Raw genomic sequence first — 18,132 nt, 5'->3', positions numbered from 1 at the left:
CTGCTCAGCCCTCGCCGCCCGCGTTGGCGGGGGCGTTGGCGACGATGCGGGCGGCTTCGGCGAGGTCGCCGGCCTTCTGGGCGGCCAGCCAGGCCTCGTACTCGGCGCGCGGCACGGCCTTGACGACGATCGGCATGAAGCCGTGGTCCTTGCCGCACAGCTCGGCGCAAACGCCGCGGTAGGTGCCCGGCTGCTTGATCTCGGTCCAGGCTTCGTTGATCACGCCCGGGATGGCGTCCTGCTTCCAGCCCAGCGCCGGCACCCACCAGGCGTGGATGACGTCGTCGGCGGTCACCACGAAGCGGATCTTGGTGTCGGTGGGCAGCACCAGCGGACGGTCGACGTCACGCAGGTAGTGCGGCACGACGTCGCTGTCGGGGCGTTCACCGGACTGGCGGATGCGGTCGGATTCGCGGTCGAGGCGGGAGATGAAGTTCACGTCCTCGCCGACGATTTCGTAGCGCCACATCCACTGGTAGCCGGTGACCTTCACCGTCATTTCGTGGCCCTTGGCGTCGTACTGCTGGATGACCATCGTGGTGGCCGGCACGGCCATCACCACCAGGATGACGATGGGGATGACGGTCCAGAGGATCTCGAGCTTGGTCGAGTGGGTGAAGTCCACGTCGGGCTTGGCGCCCTTGGACTTGCGGAACTTCACCATGGCGTAGGCCATGGCCCCGAACACCACGATGCCGATGGCAACGCAGATCCAGAGCATCAGCATGTGCATGAAGTAGGCGTTTTCCGCGGTGCGGGTGACGCCTTCGGGCATGTTGAGCTGCCAGCGCACCGGTTCGCTGTTGGTGGCCCAGGCCGAGACACTGGCCATCGCGGCCATCAGGCCGGTGGCGACCCTGGCGACGATGGCGCTTGCTTTCTTCGCTTTCATCCGAACATACCCCAACGTGTGGTCTTGGCTCCGCCCGGCTCCCGGTCGTCGCCGGCAGCCCAGGGGGCGGCCAGCGGCAGGGGCGCGGGGCAGGAGAACTGGCGGATTTTAGCGACCCGCGCGACGGGGGGGCAAGCCAATCCGGACGCCCGTTGTCCGGAAAGGTGAACGCGGACCGCTTTCGGCGCCCCCGGCAGCGGCCTTAGAATCCGCGTTCACGCGCTGCCAGCGCCGACCACCACGGACCCTTGTGACCCCGATCCTGAGCCCTGAACTGCCCGGCGCGCCGTCGGACCTGCGCGCCCGGATCACCGCGGCCTTCCACCGCGACGAGGCCGAGCACCTGGCCGGCCTGCTGGAAATGGCCCGCCTGCCGGCCGTCGAGCAGGCGGCGGTGCAGGCCGCCGCCGTGGGCCTGGTGGAGCGCACCCGGGTGCGCGGCGCCGACCCGGGCATGGTCGAGGCCTTCATGCGCCAATACGACCTGTCCAGCGAAGAAGGCGTGCTGCTGATGTGCGTGGCCGAAGCCCTGCTGCGGGTGCCCGACCGGGCCACGGCCGACAAGCTGATCCGCGACAAGCTGGGCGACGCCGACTGGGACAAGCACATGGGCCGGTCCAGCTCGGTGCTGGTCAATGCCTCCACCTGGGGCCTGATGCTGACCGGCCGCATGGTCAACCTGGCCGATGAAACCCGCCGCAATGCCGTCGGCGCCTTCCGCCGCCTGGTCGGCCGAGCCGGCGAACCGGCGATCCGCCTGGCCGTGCGCCAGGCCATGCGCATCATGGGCCACCAGTTCGTCATGGGCCGCACCATCACCGAGGCGCTGGAGCGCAGCCGCAAGGGCGACGCGGCCGACTACCTGTATTCGTTCGACATGCTGGGCGAAGCCGCCTTCACCCAGGCCGACGCCGACCGCTACCTGAAGGCCTACCGCGACGCGATCGAGGCGATCGGCGCCGGCGGGCCGTTCAAGGACGTATTCCAGGCGCCGTCGATCTCGGTGAAGCTTTCCGCCCTGCACCCGCGCTACGAACTGGCCCAGCGCGCCCGCGTGCAGGCCGAACTGACCCCGCGGGTGCTGGAACTGGCCCGGCTGGCCAAGGCCCGGGGCATCGGCTTCACCATCGACGCCGAAGAATCCGAGCGCCTGGAACTGAGCCTGGACGTCATTGCCGGCGCCTACGAGGACCCTTCGCTGGAGGGCTGGGAAGGCTACGGCCTGGCCGTGCAGGCCTACCAGAAGCGTGCGCCCTACGTGATCGACTACATCGTCGACCTGGCCCGCCGCAGCGGCCGGCGCATCCCGATGCGCCTGGTGAAGGGCGCGTACTGGGACAGCGAAGTGAAGAAGGCCCAGGCCGACGGCTACCCCGGCTTCCCGGTGTTCACGCGCAAGGTGAACACCGACGTGAGCTACCTGGCCTGCGCGCGGCAGATGCTGGCGGCGACGGACGCGATCTATCCGATGTTCGCGACGCACAACGCCCACACCATCGCGGCGATCCATCATTTCGCGCAGGGCGCCGGCTTCGAATACCAGAAGCTGCACGGCATGGGCGACGATCTTTATGCCGAGGTCGTCCCCGCCGACAAGCTGGGCGTGCCCTGCCGGGTGTACGCGCCGGTGGGCTCGCACGAGGACCTGCTGCCCTACCTGGTGCGGCGCCTGCTGGAAAACGGCGCCAATTCCAGCTTCGTCAACCGCATCACCGACGAATCCCTGCCGGCCGCCGACCTGGTCGCCGACCCGGTGGCCGTGGCCTCGGCGTTCGAATCCAAGCCCCATCCCCGCATCCCCATGCCGCGCGCGCTGTTCCGGGCCGCCGGCGAAGACAGGACCAATTCCATGGGCGCCAATCTCGCCAACGACGACACCCTCGCCACCCTCGCGCGCGAAATGAACGCCGCGCTCGCCCCGGTGTCGGCCATGCCGCTGGTGCCGGGCGCCAAGCCCACGGGCGAAAAGGTGAAGGTAAGCAACCCCGCCGACCGCCGCGAAGTGGTGGGCGAGTACCTCAACGCCGACGCCGCCACCGTCGAGCTGGCCATCGCCAACGCCGTGGCCGCGCAGCCGGGCTGGGACAAGATGCCGGCGGCCAGCCGCGCGCGCATCCTGGAACACGCCGCCGACCTGCTGGAACAGCGCATGGGCGCCTTCATGGCGATCTGCGTGAAGGAAGCGGGCAAGTCCATCGCCTCGTCGGTGGGCGAGGTGCGCGAAGCCGTGGACTTCCTGCGCTATTACGCCATGCAGTCGCGCAAGCTGTTCGGCGCGCCGGAAAAACTGCCCGGCCCCACCGGCGAAACCAACGAACTGTGGCTGCACGGCAAGGGCGTGTTCGCCTGCATCAGCCCCTGGAACTTCCCGCTGGCGATCTACCTGGGCCAGGTGGCCGCGGCGCTGGCCTCGGGCAATACCGTGGTGGCCAAGCCCGCCGAACAGACCAGCCTGACCGCTTTCCTGGCCACGCAGCTGCTGCACGAGGCCGGCGTACCCCGGGACGTGCTGCAGTTCGTGCCCGGCGACGGTGCCACCGTCGGTGCGGCGCTGACCAAGGACCCGCGCATCGCCGGCGTGGTATTCACCGGTTCCACCGAAACCGCCTGGGTGATCAACCGCGCCCTGGCCGCGCGCAAGGCGCCGATCGCCGCGCTGATCGCCGAAACCGGCGGCCAGAATGCGCTGATCGCCGACTCCTCGGCGCTGCCCGAGCAGCTGGTGAAGGACGCCATGACCTCGGCCTTCGATTCGGCCGGCCAGCGCTGTTCGGCGGCGCGCGTGCTGTACGTGCAGGCCGACATCGCCGACAAGGTGATCACCATGCTGTCGGGCGCGATGGACGAACTGCGCGTAGGCAACCCGGCGCTGCTGAGCACCGACGTGGGCCCGGTGATCGACGAGGACGCGCGCAAGGTGCTGGAAGCCCACGCCGAGCGCATGGACCGCGAGGCCAAGCTGATCAACCAGGTGAAGCTGCCGGAAGACACCGCCAATGGCTGCTTCTTCGCGCCGCGCGCCTATGAACTCAAGAGCCTGTCCCAGCTTGAACGCGAAGTCTTCGGCCCGGTGCTGCACGTGCTGCGCTACGAAGCCAGCGAACTCGACCAGGTGATGGCCGACATCAACGCCACCGGCTACGGCCTGACCCTGGGCATCCATTCACGCATCGATGCGACGGTGGAGAAGATCGCCAACACCGTGCGGGTGGGCAACTGTTACGTCAACCGCAACCAGGTGGGCGCCGTGGTCGGCGTGCAACCCTTCGGCGGCGAAGGCCTGTCCGGCACCGGCCCCAAGGCCGGCGGTCCGCACTACCTGCTGCGCTTCGCCACCGAGCGGGTGTTGACGGTGAACACCACGGCGGCGGGTGGCAACGCTTCGCTGCTGACGCTGGACGACTGAGCACGAAGGCCCTCCGGATGGAGGGCCTTCGCCATTGCGCCCTAGTTGCCGGTATCGGGCTGGCGTTCAACCACGTACACGCAGGCACAGGTGGAGCCGGCGCCGCACACGCCGCTGCGGTAGTGCGCGCTCATGCCGATCGCCGCGCATTCCTCGAAGCAGGCGTTCTGGCGCCCCTTCTCGGCGGTGATGCAGGCGTCGGCGATCATCCAGACGATGAGCGGGCCGATGCCTCCGCCCCCGCGCACGACCCGGCGCCGCGGCGGGTCGCTGGGGCGGCGCATGCGGCGGTTTTCCAGGTACACGCCGTTTTCGTAGTAGTAGTCCAGGATCAGGTTCACGCGCTGTTCTTCGGACAGGGTGAGCAGGCGCGGGCGCGGCGGGACCTGGCGCACAGGCTCCCCGGGCAGGTACAGGCGGATGGTGCCGTCGGCCAGGATCTCGGCCTTGCTGCGGCGGCCGGCGCTGTCTTCCCAGACCAGGTGGGTGCTGCCGTCGTCGGGGAAGGCGGTTTCTTCGGGCACGGCCGAGGTGATGGTGAGGTAGGCCGCGCCGGGCGGCCGTTCGACGGTTTCGTCGCCGGTGCCGGGATTGGCCCAGGCACCGGCGGCGGCCGCCCACAGGGTGGCGATGGCGAAACAGCGGGTGAGGATCATCGGGGTCTCCTTCGCGCCGGGATGGCGCAGGCACAGCGTCCGCCCGGCGACGTCCCCGCGAATCGGCACAACCCCGGCACGCCGGTAGGCAAGACGCGACCCGGACGCGAGGAAAGCCGCCCGCCGCGGGCAGGAAGGCGGCGGTTCCTGCCCGCGTGGCCGGCGTGGCATGCTGGTCGCCCCTTTCGCCCGGACCTCGCATGTATCTCGAGCACTACGGCCTGGACGAGCCGCCGTACTCGATCACGCCCGACCCGCGCTTCGTCTACCTGAGCGAGCGCCACCGGGACGCGCTCGCGCACCTGCTGTTCGGCATCGGCCAGGGCGGCGGCGGCGGCTTCGTGCAGCTCACCGGCGAAGTGGGCACGGGCAAGACCACGCTGTGCCGCCTGCTGCTGGAACAGCTGCCGGACAACGTGCGCGTGGCGCTGGTGCTGAACCCGCGGCTGGACCCGGTGGAACTGCTGGAAACGATCTGCGAAGAACTGCGCATCGACGTGGCCGGCCGCCGCGGCAGCCTCAAGGGCCTGGTGGATGCGCTCAACCACTTCCTGCTCGACGCCTACGCCCAAGGGCTGCGCGTGGTGCTGATCATCGACGAGGCGCAGAACCTCAGCCCCGAAGCGCTGGAACAGGTGCGCCTGCTGACCAACCTGGAAACGCCCACGCAGAAGCTGCTGCAGATCCTGCTGCTGGGCCAGCCGGAACTGCGCGACATGCTGGCGCGCCCCGACCTGCGCCAGCTGGCGCAGCGCGTCACCGCGCGTTTCCACCTGACGCCGATGGACGGCGCCGAAACCGAGGCCTACCTGCGGCATCGTTTCGCGGTGGCCGGCGGCACGCGCTTCCCGTTCACCAAGCTGGCGGTCAAGCGCATACACCACCACGCCGGCGGCGTGCCGCGGCTGGTGAACATCATCGCCGAACGCGCGCTGCTGGCCGGCTACGCCCACGATGAAAGCCAGGTCGGCGAACGCTGGGTGGACCGCGCCGCGCGCGAAGCCATGGCGCCGCGGCTTTCGAAATTGCCGCGCCCGACCCTGGCCTGGGGCGTGGCCGCCGTGCTGGCGGTGCTGGTGATCGCCCTGGCGATGCGCGAACGCACGCCACTGCCGCCCGAGCCCGAACCCGAATCACAACGCCAGGCCGAGCCGCCGCCCGTGGCCGTGGCGGTGGTGCCGTACCTGCCCGGTGCGCAGCTGGCCGACCGCATCCGCCTGGCCGGCGCGCCGGCGCAGCCCGCCTGGGGCCAGCTGCTGGGCCTGTGGACGGTGCGCGCCAACGAAACCACCGTGGACCGCGCCCAGGCCTGCCCGCCGGTGCTGGCGCCGGGCCTGTATTGCCAGCGCGGCCGCGCCGGCCTGGACAAGCTGGCGGCGCTGGGCCGCCCTTCGCTGCTGCGCCTGCGCGCCGATGGCGAAGAAGCCTGGGCCCTGCTGCTGGGCGCCGACGCGCTGCGGGTGCGCCTGTGGCTGGGCGGCGGCCGCTTCGACACAGACCGGCTGGCGCTGGAACGTGCCTGGGGAGGTGAATACGCCACCCTGTGGCGCGGCCCGGACTTCCTGTGGCCGGCCCCGGTGGCCGGCGACAGCGGGCCGGCCGTGGACTGGATCCACGACCGGCTGCGCGACCGCGCCGGCCTGCAATCGGCTGAAGCCGGCCCCGCGGTGCTCGATGCCCACAGCATCGACGCCGTGCGCCGGCTGCAGGACGCCAATGGCCTGGTGCCCGACGGCGTGATCGGCCCGGAAACCCTGATGGCCCTGGCCGCCCGCGAAAACGAGGGCCCGCGCCTGCGCCGGGTGCTGGACTGATGTCGCTGATCCTGGAAGCCCTGAAGAAGTCGGAAGCCGAGCGCCAGCGCGGCAAGGCCCCGGGCCTGTTCGTTGAACAGGTGGGGCTGCCGGTGCGGTCGCGGCGTGCGACGCCCGGCTGGGCGCATGCGGCGGGCGTGTTGCTTGTCGTGGTGGTTGGCGTGTTCGCTTGGCGGGAATGGTCGCGGGGAGATTCGATGGGTGGCGCGCCCCCTCCCCAGCCCTCCCCCGCAAGCGCGGGAGATAGCCCGGGAGTCGTGGCTGCTCCCCTGCCGCCTGCGGAAGCGGGCCGGGGTGAGGGTGCGCGCGGAGCGAGCGTGGTTCCGCCGAACGTGACCTTGCCACCTCCCCTGCCCTCCCCCGTGGACGGGGGAGGGAGTCCTGAGGTCGCGCGCGTGCCGGCACCGGCACAAGTACCTGCGCCAACGCCCGTTCCCGCGCCAACGCCGACGCAGGCTCCCGCGCCGACGGCCCCTCCCCCTCTCCCGCCTGCGGCCGAGGGCACGCCCACCAACACCCTGCCCCGCCTCGCCGACCTGCCCGCCAGCGAACGCAGCGCGCTGCCGCCGCTGAAAATCACCATGCACGTTTTCGCCGACGACCCTGCGCAGCGCTTCGTCATCCTCGACGGCCGCCGCCACGGCGAAGGCGCCAACCCCGCCGACGGCGTGGTGATCCAGGAAATCCGCCGCGATGGCCTGGTGCTTTCGCTGCGCGGCCGCGACGTGCTGCTGCCGAGGCCCTGACCGGTGTTCGTCGACCTGCCCACCCGCCGCAGGGCGCACTGGCGCTGGGCCACGCCGCTGCTGGCGCTGCTGATGGTCGGCGCCTACATCTGGATCTTCCTGCTGCCCGACGACGCCGCCTGGCGCGCCACGCTGCTGCGCTGGGGCACGCTGTCGGGCAGCGTCACCGAGTGGCGCGCGGCGATGCGCGACGAGCGCCTGCTGACCCTGCTGACCGCGCTGTTCATCCACGCCGGGCCGGTGCACCTGGTCGGCAACCTGCTGTTCCTGCTTATCTTCGGCCTGCCGTCGGAACGCACCATGGGCCCCTGGCGGTTCCTGCTGCTGTTCCTGGCCGGCGGTGCCCTGGCCAACCTGGCCGCCGCGCTGCTGATGGGCACGCCGGCGCGCGCGATCATCGGCGCCAGCGGCGGCGTGTCGGCGGTGATCGGTGCCTACCTGGCCCTGTTCCCCCGGGCGCGCCTGGGCGTGGTGGTGCCGCTGGGCCTGTGGCTGGAATTCATCAAGGTGCCGGCGGCCCTGCTGATCGGCCTGTGGGCCACGCTGCAGTTGATCTTCACCTTCGCCGGCCCCAGCTTCGGTGCGGTGGCCTGGTGGGCGCACCTGGCCGGCTTCGGGGTCGGGCTGATCTACGCGCTGGCCCTGAAGCCGATGCTGGCGCGTCGGCTGCGCGGAGCCTGAAGCCGCAGGCCGTTTCCCGCCGCGCGGCACGTTGGACAGGAGGGGTGATCCGCCCCTTTGCCTCCCGGAGGTGCGCCATGAACCAACTTGCCCTGCGAAGCGCGTTCGTGCTGCTGCTTGCCAGCCCGGCCGCCCTGGCGAACGACCCGGACCCCGCGCTTGCGTTTTCCGCGGATGATCCCGCACTGGCCTGGGGCCCGTGCCCGGCCTTCATGCCCGAAGGCTGCGGGATCACGGTGCTGAACGGCGACCCGGCCGGCCCGGCTTCCGACGTCTTCTTCAAGGTCCCCGGGGGGTCGGTGATTCCCCACCACTGGCACACGTCGCCCGAACGCATGGTGCTGGTTTCCGGCGAACTCCAGGTCCACTACGACGGCCAGGAACCACGCACGCTGCGGACCGGCATGTACGCCTATGGTCCGGCGCGGCTTGGCCATTCGGCGGTCTGCGCGGAAGGCGAGCCCTGCATCCTGTTCATTTCGTTCAGCGCCCCGGTGGATGCCGTGCCCACCGACTGACGCGGCAGGCGCGGTGGCATAGAATCGCGGCCATGAGCACGCGCATCCTTTACAAGGTGACCTTCCTCAACGCCGGCAAGGTGTACGAGCTGTACGCGCGCCGGGTGGCGGCGAGTTCGCTGTGGGGTTTCACGGAAGTGGCCGACCTGGTGTTCGATGCCAAGGAAGGCGTGGTGGTGGACCCCACCGAAGAACGCCTGCGCGACGAGTTCGCCGACACCCGCGTGCTGCACCTGCCGATGCAAAGCGTGGTGCGCGTGGAAGAGGTGGACCGCAAGGGCCTGCTGAGCATCCGCGACGCCAGCACCGGCGAGAAGGTGGTGACGCCGTTCCCGCTGCCGGCCAAGCCGCGCTGACGCCCGCGCCGTTCACTGCCGGTCCAGCGGGCTGAGCACGCCGCCGGCGCCGCGGTTCAATACGTGCGTGTAGATCTGCGTTGTCGCGACGTCCTTGTGGCCCAGCAGCTCCTGCACCGTGCGGATGTCGTAGCCGGCTTCAAGCAGGTGGGTGGCGAAACTGTGGCGCAGCGTGTGCGCGCTGACGGGTTTGACCAGGCCGACACGACGGGCGGCGCCCTTGAGCGCGCGGCCGACGACCTGGTCGTCGAGGTGGTGCCGCCGCACCACGCCGTCGCGCGGATCGGCCGAGCGGCGTTCGGAGGGAAACAGGTATTGCCAGCCCGGCTCGCGGCCGGCGTTAGGATATTTTCGCGCCAGCGCGAAAGGCAGCCAGGCCTGGCCGAAACCTTCGCGCAGGTCGACGGCATGCAGCGCCCGGGCGCGATCGACCTGGCGCTGCAGCGGTTCGACCAGGGACGCCGGCAGCACCGTGCGCCGGTCGCGTGCGCCCTTGCCTTCGCGCACGGTGATTTCGCCGCGACCAAAGTCCACGTCCTTGATGCGCAGCCGCAGCACTTCCATCAGGCGCATGCCGCTGCCGTAGAGCAGGCTGGCCAGCAGCCAGGGGCGTCCTTCCAGCACGGCCAGCAGGGCCCGCACCTCGGCCACCGACAGCACCACCGGAACCCGCTCGGGCCGCTTGGCGCGCACCACCTTGTCCATCCAGGGCAGCTCGGTCTTTAGCACCTCCCGGTAGAGGAACAACAGCGCCGCCAGCGCCTGGTTCTGGGTACTGGCCGCCACCCGCCCGCGCACCGCCAGCAGCGACAGGAAGGCTTCGACCTCGCGCCCACCCAGCTCCCGCGGATGCCGGCGCCCGTTTGCTTGTATGAACCGCCTGATCCAGTCCACGTACGCCCGCTCGGTGCGGATGGCGTAGTGCTTGACCCGCATCACGCGGCGAACTTCGTCCAACAGGCGCGGAGCGCGCCGCCCCGCCCCACCCTTCGCCGAGGCATCACCCGCCCCGGCCACGCCGGCGGAATCCTCGTTCGCGCTCCAATAACCGCCTAGCCGTCGCCACCGATGCATAACGCGGAATGCTGAGGCTTCCGCCGCCACCCCGAACATCGGCCAAAGCGTTGATGTGAGGTAGGAATTCTCTCTTGACCCCGCACTACTTCTGTCGGAACGTACGCGCAACGGCCCGCTTTGGGGGTCGAATAGGTGTTAGGCCCGTCGCTAGCTCAACGACTTCGGAGCCCGCGCGGCATGGTCCCAGCACCCCGCTCCGGGCGGTCTTGAGACCCACATTCGATATGGCGCGGCGACTTGGCCAGGCGTCCCGCCCCGCGGCCAGACCGGGGTACGAAACTTTCTCGTTGCTGGCAGGGCCTGGGGAGTTGCGGCCCAGGGACTTCGGAGCTAGCGTCGCCTAACCATTCATTCAAGCTGACGCCGGACCGTCTATCCGGGTAAACCGACTGTCGCGGCCGGCGCAGCTTAATTCAAGGTGTTAGGTCCGCATGAAGATTCGATCGGTGCTGCTGGGATCTGCCGGTACTGTGCTTATGGTAGTCGCGATGAGTACACTCTTGAGCCTTTTCTCCACCTTCTCAGCGCCTGTTGTCGGAGACCCCGACTGGAAGCAGACACACAATCAACTTGTAGGGCTCACTTCTGTGAAGGCCCTCACCATTGGCGCATGGTGTATCTCGGCCTTGGTTGGAGGCATGATTGCCGGGTTCGTCGCGGAGAGTCGTCTTGTCTTGCATTCATTCGCAGCCGGCAGCCTGGTCGCAGTGCTGTGGGGGCTACCCTCGGTGCTAATTGGGGGCACAAACCTCAGTCCCGTGCATCTACTTTCAATTGCAGCGATCATTCCGTTCTCTTCTCTGGGTGGCTACGTTGTTTCTCGCGTGCGGACCTAACCATTCATTCAAGCCGACGCCTTCGGCGCGGCTTAACTCAAGGCGTTAGGGCTCAGATGACGAACCAGATCGACGCAAGGGCCATTCTTCTCGGCGCGGGCATCTTCGTTGTGGGCTCCCTTATTCTCGGCGGCCTCTCAATGCTCGCCGGTGAGGATGAAGCTACGAGGCGCATTGTTTCGGGCATCACTCAAATATGCGGGGTACTACTTCCGGTGGTTTCGGGATTCTCTTCTGCTTACTTCGCCCGGACACGCCCCATTCTTCAGGGCGCCATTGCAGGCGCAATCGGTGCGCTGCCATTCATCGCTCTGAGCGCGGCGGTCGTAGTCAACTTTCCCGCATGGGCAGTTGTCTTGGCTTTGGCGTTCTTTGCGTTCCTTTCGTCCTTCGGTGCAATATTTGGCAGTCACCTCCGGGCCAAGCAGAGCCCTAACTAATCATTCAAGCCGACGCCTTCGGCGCGGCTTAACTCAAGGTGTTAGGCCTCGAAGGCACACATGTCGGAACCAATAATCTACTGCCCAAAGTGCGAATGGCATCCTGACGGGGATGACCTCTGGGAGTGCGTTCCGAGCTGCGGAACTGTGTGGAACACCTTCTTGACCGGCGGTCATTGCCCCGGCTGCGGACATCAGTGGCATGACACCCAATGCCCGTGCTGTGAACGCTTTTCGCCACACAAGGATTGGTACCACTATCCAGGTATCGTAGAGACAGAGTCGGCCAACGTCGGGAGTCTCGTCGAGGCCTAACTATTCATTCAAGCCGACGCCTTCGGCGCGGCTTAACTCAAGGTGTTAGGCCCACAATGCAAATGTCGCAGGGACTGTCAGAACCACTTTGGAAGAGATTCCTTATCGCGTACTTCTCGTCCGCCGTGCTGGTGTTCGCTTGTGCCACATCAATGCAGCTACATGTGCTTCGCGATCCAAGCTGGTTGCTGACATCGGCCGCGGGGACGCTCATCTGGTCGTTGCCTGGTGCGGGCTTGGCCGCACTCATTTTCCGTAAGAATCAAATTGCTCTAATCCTTGGCGCCCAGTCTCTTACAGTTGCGGCACTCGCCGTGCTGTACAGGTACTGGGCCTAACTAGTCATTCAAGCCGACGCCTTCGGCGCAGCTTAACTCAAGGTGTTAGCGCTCATGCCGAACTTTCCCGCAGTTCTGTTGTTCGCCGCCCTGACCTCAGTCGCGTCGTCGGCACACGCATGTCATGTGGTACAACCCATCCCAGGCGATACCGACAAGTTTGAAGCAATCTTCATCGGCGAAGTCACGGGTATTCGCCTGCGGGGGTACGAGAACCGGGAGCTTGGGAAGCACGATGCTTGCGAAGTCGCGGAGGAAGGCGTTGAGTCTATGTGCTTCAACATAATCAGCGATCCTCCCATGCCAGTATTCGCCCTCCCCCGTGTAGTCTTTCGCGGTGACGTCAAAGACGTTCTAGAGCTCGACCAGGCCGGGTGCAATAAGCCAGACATTTCGATGAAGGATCGTGCAATCTTTTTCGTCAATCCAGGCGGGCACTCTGCAGCCATCGTTTGGGAAAGCCGCCCCGAGTTCAATGACTGGGTGGCGCGTCTCGAAGCGGAAGCAGATGAGCGCTAACTAATCATTCAAGCCGACGCCTTCGGCGCGGCTTAACTCAAGGTGTTAGGCCGATAGGAACGACCATGCTATGTCCGCTCCCGATTTCCTAGATTTTGTGGACCTTTTTGTTTCCTGGAGGTTCTATGCAGGCTTACTTACTACTTGCCTCGCGTGCCTCGCAGTCTTTTTGTTCATCCCCAGTGAGCCTGTAGCCATTGTGGTGGCTGTGCCCCTCGGCGTCATTGGGTTGGTACTCAGTTGGCGTTGGCAACAGCGCGCCGACGATAAGATGGTTGACTAGGTGACTGGCACCGCGGGGCCTCGGCCTAACCAATCATTCAAGCCGACGCCTTCGGCGCGGCTTAACTCAAGGCGTTAGGCCACTTAGGAGAGAGTTCTGATAGCCATATCTCTAATGGTCGCTAGTGCAGCAATCCTCTTTGCGCTGGGTACGCTGCACCTTGCCTATACTTTCGTTGGCGACAAGCTCACGCCGCGTGATCCCGCGCTGCAAGTTCGAATGCGCGATGTTTCGCCAGTGATCACCAAAGAGACAAACATGTGGCGCTGCTGGGTTGGGTTCAATGCCAGTCACAGCATTGCCGCCATGCTTTTCGGCTTGGTCTATGGCTTCCTGGCGATCGCTCATGCCAGCATTCTTTTCTCTTCGCAATACTTGTTGGTAGTTGGTTTGCTTACGGTCGGCGGCTTCTTCGTGCTGGGAAAGCTCTATTGGTTCAGCATTCCCTTCATCGGTATCGGCATTTCCTTGGTGTGCTACGTGGCCAGCATCGTCGCGGCGCTGGCCTAACTAATCATTCAAGCCGACGCCTTCGGCGCGGCTTAACTCAAGGTGTTAGGCGATGGCAGTGGTGGATCGGTCACAAACAAGTCCGGACGGAACCTTGACTCTAGAAGTCTATGAGGCCGATGACCTCGTTGGATTCAGGGGCGAGGCCTGGCACACGCACGGCGACCTACTCGTCCCCGAATACGGCCGCACCGCCAATGAGGCAAGAGACGCATTCTTTGACTCAGTGGTTGCTGATGGCGTTGTCATTTGCGTCAATGTCGAGCGTGAACCGCCGCATAGAATCACGGTGACGGATGACCCTGACGGGGAAATTCTCGCGGCAGGACAGGAAGCGATTGTCCTGCGGCTATGGTCAGGCAAGGTCGTAGGCGGCACACCCCGTGCCTAACTAATCATTCAAGCCGACGTGCCTCCGGCACGCGGCTTAACTCAGGTGTTAGGCCTTAGGGGTGAGATTTGCTGCAAGTCCGCACTAAGTTCCTTGCTGCAGTTGCCGCACCGCTCGTGGCCGGCCTCTTCGGTGTCGCAGCGGGAGCGCTGATGGCTTGGATTGATCCCAGCGACGAGTTCAGTTGGGTCGGTTTAGCGGCCTTACCTTTGTGGCTGCTTCTGGAGGCTTACCTTGAGGGTGCAGCTGAGCTTTTCGGTCGCGGTTCCAAATGGTCTCGAATTGGGGCAGCATCTGCGGTGCTCATCGGCTTCTACGGGGCATGGCTGGCACTCCGCAGCTAGAAGCCTAACCAATCATTCAAGCCGACGCCTTCGGCGCGGCTTAACTCAAGGTGTTAGGCGTCAATGGAGCCTTCATCGTTCATTGTGGAGTTCCATCCCCACCTTTCCGAGAAGGACTGGCATAGCTTCATGCTTGCGGTCGGCACGGCTGGTGCCATCAGTCACTGGCATTCGCCCCATCGGGTGGAGTTAACTTGCATCAGGCGTAGTCGGCTCCAGCATGTGGGTTACATCGTCTACCGGGTCGCGGACCCATCACTTGGCAAGGTAGTCGGAGTTACAGGAGAGGCTCAATCCAGGGCAAGCGCATATGCCCGGAGCGCCTAACCAATCATTCAAGCCGACGCCTTCGGCGCGGCTTAACTCAAGGTGTTAGGCATCTTTTGAGAGATTTCACCCGCCCTCCGACAAGAGGCGAGCGAGCACTGGCAATCGTGCTCAATAGCCTGCTTGCCGTATTGTTTGGTTCCCTGGCAGCGTTTCTGACTTTCCGGGGGTTTGCCGTTGCGGGCATAGTCTTTGGCCTCGTCACTTGCGTTTGGTTTGTCTTGCTATATCGGGCCGTATTTGGCACGCCGCGGGCTCTTGGCCCCAGAGGCAGTCATGTTCTTGCTTGGTTTTTTCTGCTGTTCGGCCTAGCGGGATTTGCGCTCGTTGCTTTCGTTGCAGGCCCTGCAAATCACGGGCTGATGGTTCTAGGCGGATCTGTCGTCTTTTTTTCCGCGGGCCTTGTTGGTGTCATGACTCGAAGGCAAGATGCCTAACCAATCATTCAAGCCGACGCCTTCGGCGCGGCTTAACTCAAGGTGTTAGGCCCGTCGCTAGCTAAACGACTTCGGCCCCGACACGGCCTGGCCCGGCCATCCGGGTCCGGGCAAGTCCTGAGACCCACGTTCGGTGTGGCACCGCGGCTTGGGTAGGCGTCCCGCCCCGCGGCCAGACTAGGTGGCGAAAATTTCTCGGTTCTGGGCAGCCCTGGGGTGTTGCAGCCCCGGGGCTTCGGAGCTAGCGTCGCCTAACTATTCATTCAAGCCGACGTCGCTCCGCGACGCGGCTTAACTCAGGCGTTAGGCGGCTATGGAAGTACTTCTCTACACCGCAGCAGCCCTGGCCGTAGCTCTCGCGGTCGCTCACTCCCTGCTCGGCGAGCGGTACATTCTTATCCGACTGTTTCGTCGTGATGACCTGCCCAAGCTTTTCGGCAGCTCGGAGTTCACGACCCAGACGTTGCGCTTCGCTTGGCACATCACCACGGTCGCATGGCTCGGCTTTGCCGCCCTACTTGTGCACGCGGGTCGTGGTGACCTCACCATACCGGGCATGCTTCAGATCATTGGGCTGAGCTTCTGCATTGCGGGATTGCTGCCTCTGTTCTTCACCAGAGGCAAGCATTTGTCCTGGCTGGTACTGTTCCTAATCGGCGGCATCGCGCTGTGGTGCGCCGCCTAACTAATCATTCAAGCCGACGCCTTCGGCGCGGCTTAACTCAAGGCGTTAGGTCTCATGGGCAGAACCTGCGGCTCATCGATGCACCGAAAGGAGCTTCTTGCCAGTCAAACCGCGGCTTGCTTTCATTGTCTCTCTACCTTCCCTCCGAGCACCGTCACGGACTGGACAGATGGGGAACCTATTGGTCAGACAGCGCTCTGTCCCAAGTGCGGCGTGGACGCCGTGGTGGGCTTCGAGGGGCCCGCGGATTCGACGTGGTTAGCAGACGTGAAGCGCCGCGGCTTCGGCTAGCATGCGGCCTAACTGTTCATTCAAGCCGACGCCTTCGGCGCGGCTTAACTCAAGGTGTTAGACCTTGCTCAGAATCCTGCAGGTCATTGTTGCTCTGGGTCTTGTCGCCTGCTCGCAGCCGACGATACGACCAGCATCGAAAGCCCTTTCGGCCCAAGAGCTGGTTGACTGCAAGGCCATGGGCGGCCGAGTTGAGCAGGCGCTCTACACAACCCAGACCTGTGTCTGGCCCACTTCGGATGGTGGGGAGATGTGTCGCGACAGTTCGGACTGCGAAGGTTGGTGTGAGGCCCCATGGGGCTCGGAACCAGATTCCGTTGTCGATGGGGCTTGCTCCGCCGAGGGATCCTGGCAGACGATTGGTTGCTTCAATCACGTCAGCGACGGCAAGGCGACCGGCGAGTGGTGCTTCCACTAGCCAAGGTCTAACTATTCATTCAAGCCGACATCGCTCCGCGACGCGGCTCAACTCAAGGTGTTAGCACTCATGAAGCAGCTTCTCGCGAACGCGTTTACTTCATTGGTCACTGGCATTTTCTTCACGGCGGGCCTTGTGGCCTGCTTTTTCGCATTCGAGCATTTATCTAGAGACACAACTCAGCCTTCAGATCTTGAGTTCACTCCCCACCCTCTCGGCCTGAGAATCTCCGAGCATGAGAAGGTTGAGGGCGTGCCAGATTTTACGGTGCGCGGAATTGTCGAGAACGAGACCTCTACAACCTGGGCACGAATGCATGTGGAGGTCGCTATTCTTGCTGGAAGTGCCCAGGTAAATACGTGCGAGAGGCAGGTTTGGGGTGAGTTCGCCCCAGGAGACCGTCGCGCATTCCAGGTCGAATGCTTCGATGTGACCGGTGAGAATTTGCCCGATAATGTTTCTTATTCTGTTGCAGTGGTTTCTGCAGGCCATGAGCGCTAACCAATCATTCAAGCCGACGTGCCTCCGGCACGCGGCTTAACTCAAGGCGTTAGCTGCCAACCATGGCTCGTCCAATATCCGCCGAAAAGGAACGTGAGTATGCCGAGCTCAGTGCGTTCGTGGACATGTACGCCACGCACTTCCTGAAAATCAGCCCGGCCGACCCTATGCATCCGACCAATGTTGGCAGGAACATGGTCGCTGCCATTGGAAAGTCGAAGGCGTTGGTCGGATTGCGCCAGGCAGCAAGCGACTTCGTGGAATCACTGCAGGACTTTGATCATCAGCAAGTCGAAATCTTAGACGCTGCTCTCAAGCGCGCCGGGATAGTCACGCTCACTGAGCTTCGTCGTCGCCACTCACGGAAATACAGATCCATTCTCAAACGCGGATCCGTTCGTGATGAAGCGGAGTACTACCTGGTCACAGCCGTTTTGAGCGACTGCTCTGATTCCATAGATCCCGAGGAAATAGATCGGCTGAACTCGATTCTTCTGGATTTCGAGCAGTCAGCTAACCAATCATTCAAGCCGACGCCTTCGGCGCGGCTTAACTCAAGGTGTTAGGCGCCATGCGAACAATCGCAGTAATCGCCGCAATCATCTTTGCACTTGTCAGCTGCGCATCACTGCCGCCTCTCACCGGCTCGGCTTCATTGTCAGTTCTGTCCTACGATCAAGCCACTGGTGACTACGTCCTTGAACTGCGCAACCATTTCGCTCGCCCCATCCTCTATCTCAATCCCTATCTCACATTCCACGTAGTCCGATCACCTAGTCCGGAGTCATTTCCTGAATCACCAGGCAGGATGGCACTCATGGTCCATGACACGAAGCTAGAGCCAGGCAAGGCTGTCACTTTCTCTGGCCAGTGCACTTCAGCTGGTATCTGCTCGAGGCCGGGCACCTACGTAGCAGTCCGCGCGTGCTGGTTCACAGAGGCCTGGACATGCGAGGAGTACTTGCCCGTCTGGTCGGAAACACCGTTAAATGGCGCCTAACCNTCTACTGCCCAAAGTGCGAATGGCATCCTGACGGGGATGACCTCTGGGAGTGCGTTCCGAGCTGCGGAACTGTGTGGAACACCTTCTTGACCGGCGGTCATTGCCCCGGCTGCGGACATCAGTGGCATGACACCCAATGCCCGTGCTGTGAACGCTTTTCGCCACACAAGGATTGGTACCACTATCCAGGTATCGTAGAGTCAGAGTCGGCCAACGTCGGGAGTCTCGTCGAGGCCTAACTATTCATTCAAGCCGACGCCTTCGGCGCGGCTTAACTCAAGGTGTTAGGCACATGAAACTGCGCTTCGCAATCTGCTTAGGCTTGTTGCTTCCCGGTGCCGCATACGC

15 protein-coding genes are annotated in these 18,132 nt (G+C 64.7%); 12 read left to right on the top strand and 3 right to left on the bottom strand.

The window, feature by feature from the left end; all coding sequences use genetic code 11:
- Window positions 1-4: 4 nt before the first annotated feature.
- Complete coding sequence (gene coxB, locus IEX13_RS10690; protein WP_188664030.1) at window positions 5-892, bottom strand: cytochrome c oxidase subunit II; 888 nt, start codon at window positions 890-892, stop codon at window positions 5-7.
- 259 nt (window positions 893-1,151) lie between these two features.
- Between coxB and putA the strand changes: the two genes are divergently transcribed.
- Window positions 1,152-4,298: a bifunctional proline dehydrogenase/L-glutamate gamma-semialdehyde dehydrogenase PutA gene (putA, locus tag IEX13_RS10685; protein ID WP_188665281.1), complete on the top strand. Its 3,147-nt coding sequence runs from the start codon at window positions 1,152-1,154 to the stop codon at window positions 4,296-4,298.
- A 41-nt stretch (window positions 4,299-4,339) separates the two neighbouring features.
- Here the strand turns inward: putA and IEX13_RS10680 are convergent, their stop codons facing one another.
- Complete coding sequence (locus IEX13_RS10680; RefSeq protein ID WP_188664028.1) at window positions 4,340-4,954, bottom strand: hypothetical protein; 615 nt, start codon at window positions 4,952-4,954, stop codon at window positions 4,340-4,342.
- Between the two features lie 200 nt (window positions 4,955-5,154).
- Here IEX13_RS10680 and IEX13_RS10675 point away from each other — a divergent pair, with 200 nt between their 5' ends.
- The 5 genes from IEX13_RS10675 (at window position 5,155) to IEX13_RS10655 (ending at window position 9,069) form a co-directional block, all read left to right on the top strand.
- Window positions 5,155-6,768 (top strand): ExeA family protein, encoded by a 1,614-nt coding sequence (locus IEX13_RS10675; RefSeq protein ID WP_188664026.1) that lies wholly within the window; start codon window positions 5,155-5,157, stop codon window positions 6,766-6,768.
- Window positions 6,768-7,514 carry a general secretion pathway protein GspB gene (locus tag IEX13_RS14325; RefSeq protein ID WP_308423905.1) on the top strand — a complete coding sequence of 249 codons (747 nt, stop codon included), beginning with the start codon at window positions 6,768-6,770 and terminating at the stop codon, window positions 7,512-7,514. The genes IEX13_RS10675 and IEX13_RS14325 overlap by 1 nt, the downstream gene beginning before the upstream one ends.
- Window positions 7,515-7,517: 3 nt before the next feature.
- Complete coding sequence (locus IEX13_RS10665) at window positions 7,518-8,195, top strand: rhomboid family intramembrane serine protease (RefSeq protein ID WP_188664022.1); 678 nt, start codon at window positions 7,518-7,520, stop codon at window positions 8,193-8,195.
- A 77-nt stretch (window positions 8,196-8,272) separates the two neighbouring features.
- The gene (locus IEX13_RS10660) at window positions 8,273-8,713 is read left to right on the top strand and encodes a cupin domain-containing protein (RefSeq protein WP_188664020.1); all 441 of its coding nucleotides are present in this window, start codon (window positions 8,273-8,275) and stop codon (window positions 8,711-8,713) included.
- Between the two features lie 32 nt (window positions 8,714-8,745).
- Entirely contained in the window at window positions 8,746-9,069 is a 324-nt protein-coding gene (locus IEX13_RS10655; RefSeq protein ID WP_188664018.1) for a DUF1820 family protein, read from the top strand.
- Between the two features lie 12 nt (window positions 9,070-9,081).
- Here IEX13_RS10655 and IEX13_RS10650 read toward each other — a convergent pair whose 3' ends face one another.
- Window positions 9,082-10,029: an integron integrase gene (locus tag IEX13_RS10650; RefSeq protein ID WP_268235907.1), complete on the bottom strand. Its 948-nt coding sequence runs from the start codon at window positions 10,027-10,029 to the stop codon at window positions 9,082-9,084.
- A 1,009-nt stretch (window positions 10,030-11,038) separates the two neighbouring features.
- Between IEX13_RS10650 and IEX13_RS10645 the strand changes: the two genes are divergently transcribed.
- The 6 genes from IEX13_RS10645 (at window position 11,039) to IEX13_RS10620 (ending at window position 17,347) form a co-directional block, all read left to right on the top strand.
- Window positions 11,039-11,422 (top strand): hypothetical protein, encoded by a 384-nt coding sequence (locus IEX13_RS10645; protein WP_188664014.1) that lies wholly within the window; start codon window positions 11,039-11,041, stop codon window positions 11,420-11,422.
- Between the two features lie 707 nt (window positions 11,423-12,129).
- Complete coding sequence (locus IEX13_RS10640) at window positions 12,130-12,594, top strand: hypothetical protein (RefSeq protein ID WP_188664013.1); 465 nt, start codon at window positions 12,130-12,132, stop codon at window positions 12,592-12,594.
- Window positions 12,595-12,991: 397 nt separating this feature from the next.
- A complete protein-coding gene (locus tag IEX13_RS10635) occupies window positions 12,992-13,387 on the top strand; it encodes an LIC_13387 family protein (protein WP_229668525.1) in 396 nt (131 codons plus the stop codon).
- A 1,812-nt stretch (window positions 13,388-15,199) separates the two neighbouring features.
- Window positions 15,200-15,571, top strand: coding sequence for a hypothetical protein (locus IEX13_RS10630; protein WP_188664011.1), 372 nt, complete (start codon window positions 15,200-15,202; stop codon window positions 15,569-15,571).
- A gap of 778 nt (window positions 15,572-16,349) precedes the next feature.
- Window positions 16,350-16,781: an FxLYD domain-containing protein gene (locus IEX13_RS10625; RefSeq protein WP_188664009.1), complete on the top strand. Its 432-nt coding sequence runs from the start codon at window positions 16,350-16,352 to the stop codon at window positions 16,779-16,781.
- A 62-nt stretch (window positions 16,782-16,843) separates the two neighbouring features.
- The gene (locus IEX13_RS10620; protein WP_188664007.1) at window positions 16,844-17,347 is read left to right on the top strand and encodes a hypothetical protein; all 504 of its coding nucleotides are present in this window, start codon (window positions 16,844-16,846) and stop codon (window positions 17,345-17,347) included.
- Window positions 17,348-18,132: the final 785 nt, after the last annotated feature.

It is taken from the genome of Arenimonas soli, assembly GCF_014643775.1.
Classification (GTDB): domain Bacteria; phylum Pseudomonadota; class Gammaproteobacteria; order Xanthomonadales; family Xanthomonadaceae; genus Arenimonas; species Arenimonas soli.
The sequence above is the reverse complement of the archived record's forward strand: the minus strand, read 5'-3'. Positions and strand labels throughout refer to the sequence as shown.

What these genes read in the sequence shown, in the direction of transcription:
- coxB (WP_188664030.1), bottom strand. Translation starts at nt 892, where the DNA reads ATGAAAGCGAAGAAAGCAAGCGCCATCGTCGCCAGGGTCGCCACCGGC.
- IEX13_RS10680 (WP_188664028.1), bottom strand. Translation starts at nt 4,954, where the DNA reads ATGATCCTCACCCGCTGTTTCGCCATCGCCACCCTGTGGGCGGCCGCC.
- IEX13_RS10675 (WP_188664026.1), top strand. Translation starts at nt 5,155, where the DNA reads ATGTATCTCGAGCACTACGGCCTGGACGAGCCGCCGTACTCGATCACG.
- IEX13_RS14325 (WP_308423905.1), top strand. Translation starts at nt 6,768, where the DNA reads ATGTCGCTGATCCTGGAAGCCCTGAAGAAGTCGGAAGCCGAGCGCCAG.
- IEX13_RS10660 (WP_188664020.1), top strand. Translation starts at nt 8,273, where the DNA reads ATGAACCAACTTGCCCTGCGAAGCGCGTTCGTGCTGCTGCTTGCCAGC.
- IEX13_RS10655 (WP_188664018.1), top strand. Translation starts at nt 8,746, where the DNA reads ATGAGCACGCGCATCCTTTACAAGGTGACCTTCCTCAACGCCGGCAAG.
- IEX13_RS10645 (WP_188664014.1), top strand. Translation starts at nt 11,039, where the DNA reads ATGACGAACCAGATCGACGCAAGGGCCATTCTTCTCGGCGCGGGCATC.
- IEX13_RS10640 (WP_188664013.1), top strand. Translation starts at nt 12,130, where the DNA reads ATGCCGAACTTTCCCGCAGTTCTGTTGTTCGCCGCCCTGACCTCAGTC.
- IEX13_RS10635 (WP_229668525.1), top strand. Translation starts at nt 12,992, where the DNA reads ATGGTCGCTAGTGCAGCAATCCTCTTTGCGCTGGGTACGCTGCACCTT.
- IEX13_RS10630 (WP_188664011.1), top strand. Translation starts at nt 15,200, where the DNA reads ATGGAAGTACTTCTCTACACCGCAGCAGCCCTGGCCGTAGCTCTCGCG.
- IEX13_RS10625 (WP_188664009.1), top strand. Translation starts at nt 16,350, where the DNA reads ATGAAGCAGCTTCTCGCGAACGCGTTTACTTCATTGGTCACTGGCATT.
- IEX13_RS10620 (WP_188664007.1), top strand. Translation starts at nt 16,844, where the DNA reads ATGGCTCGTCCAATATCCGCCGAAAAGGAACGTGAGTATGCCGAGCTC.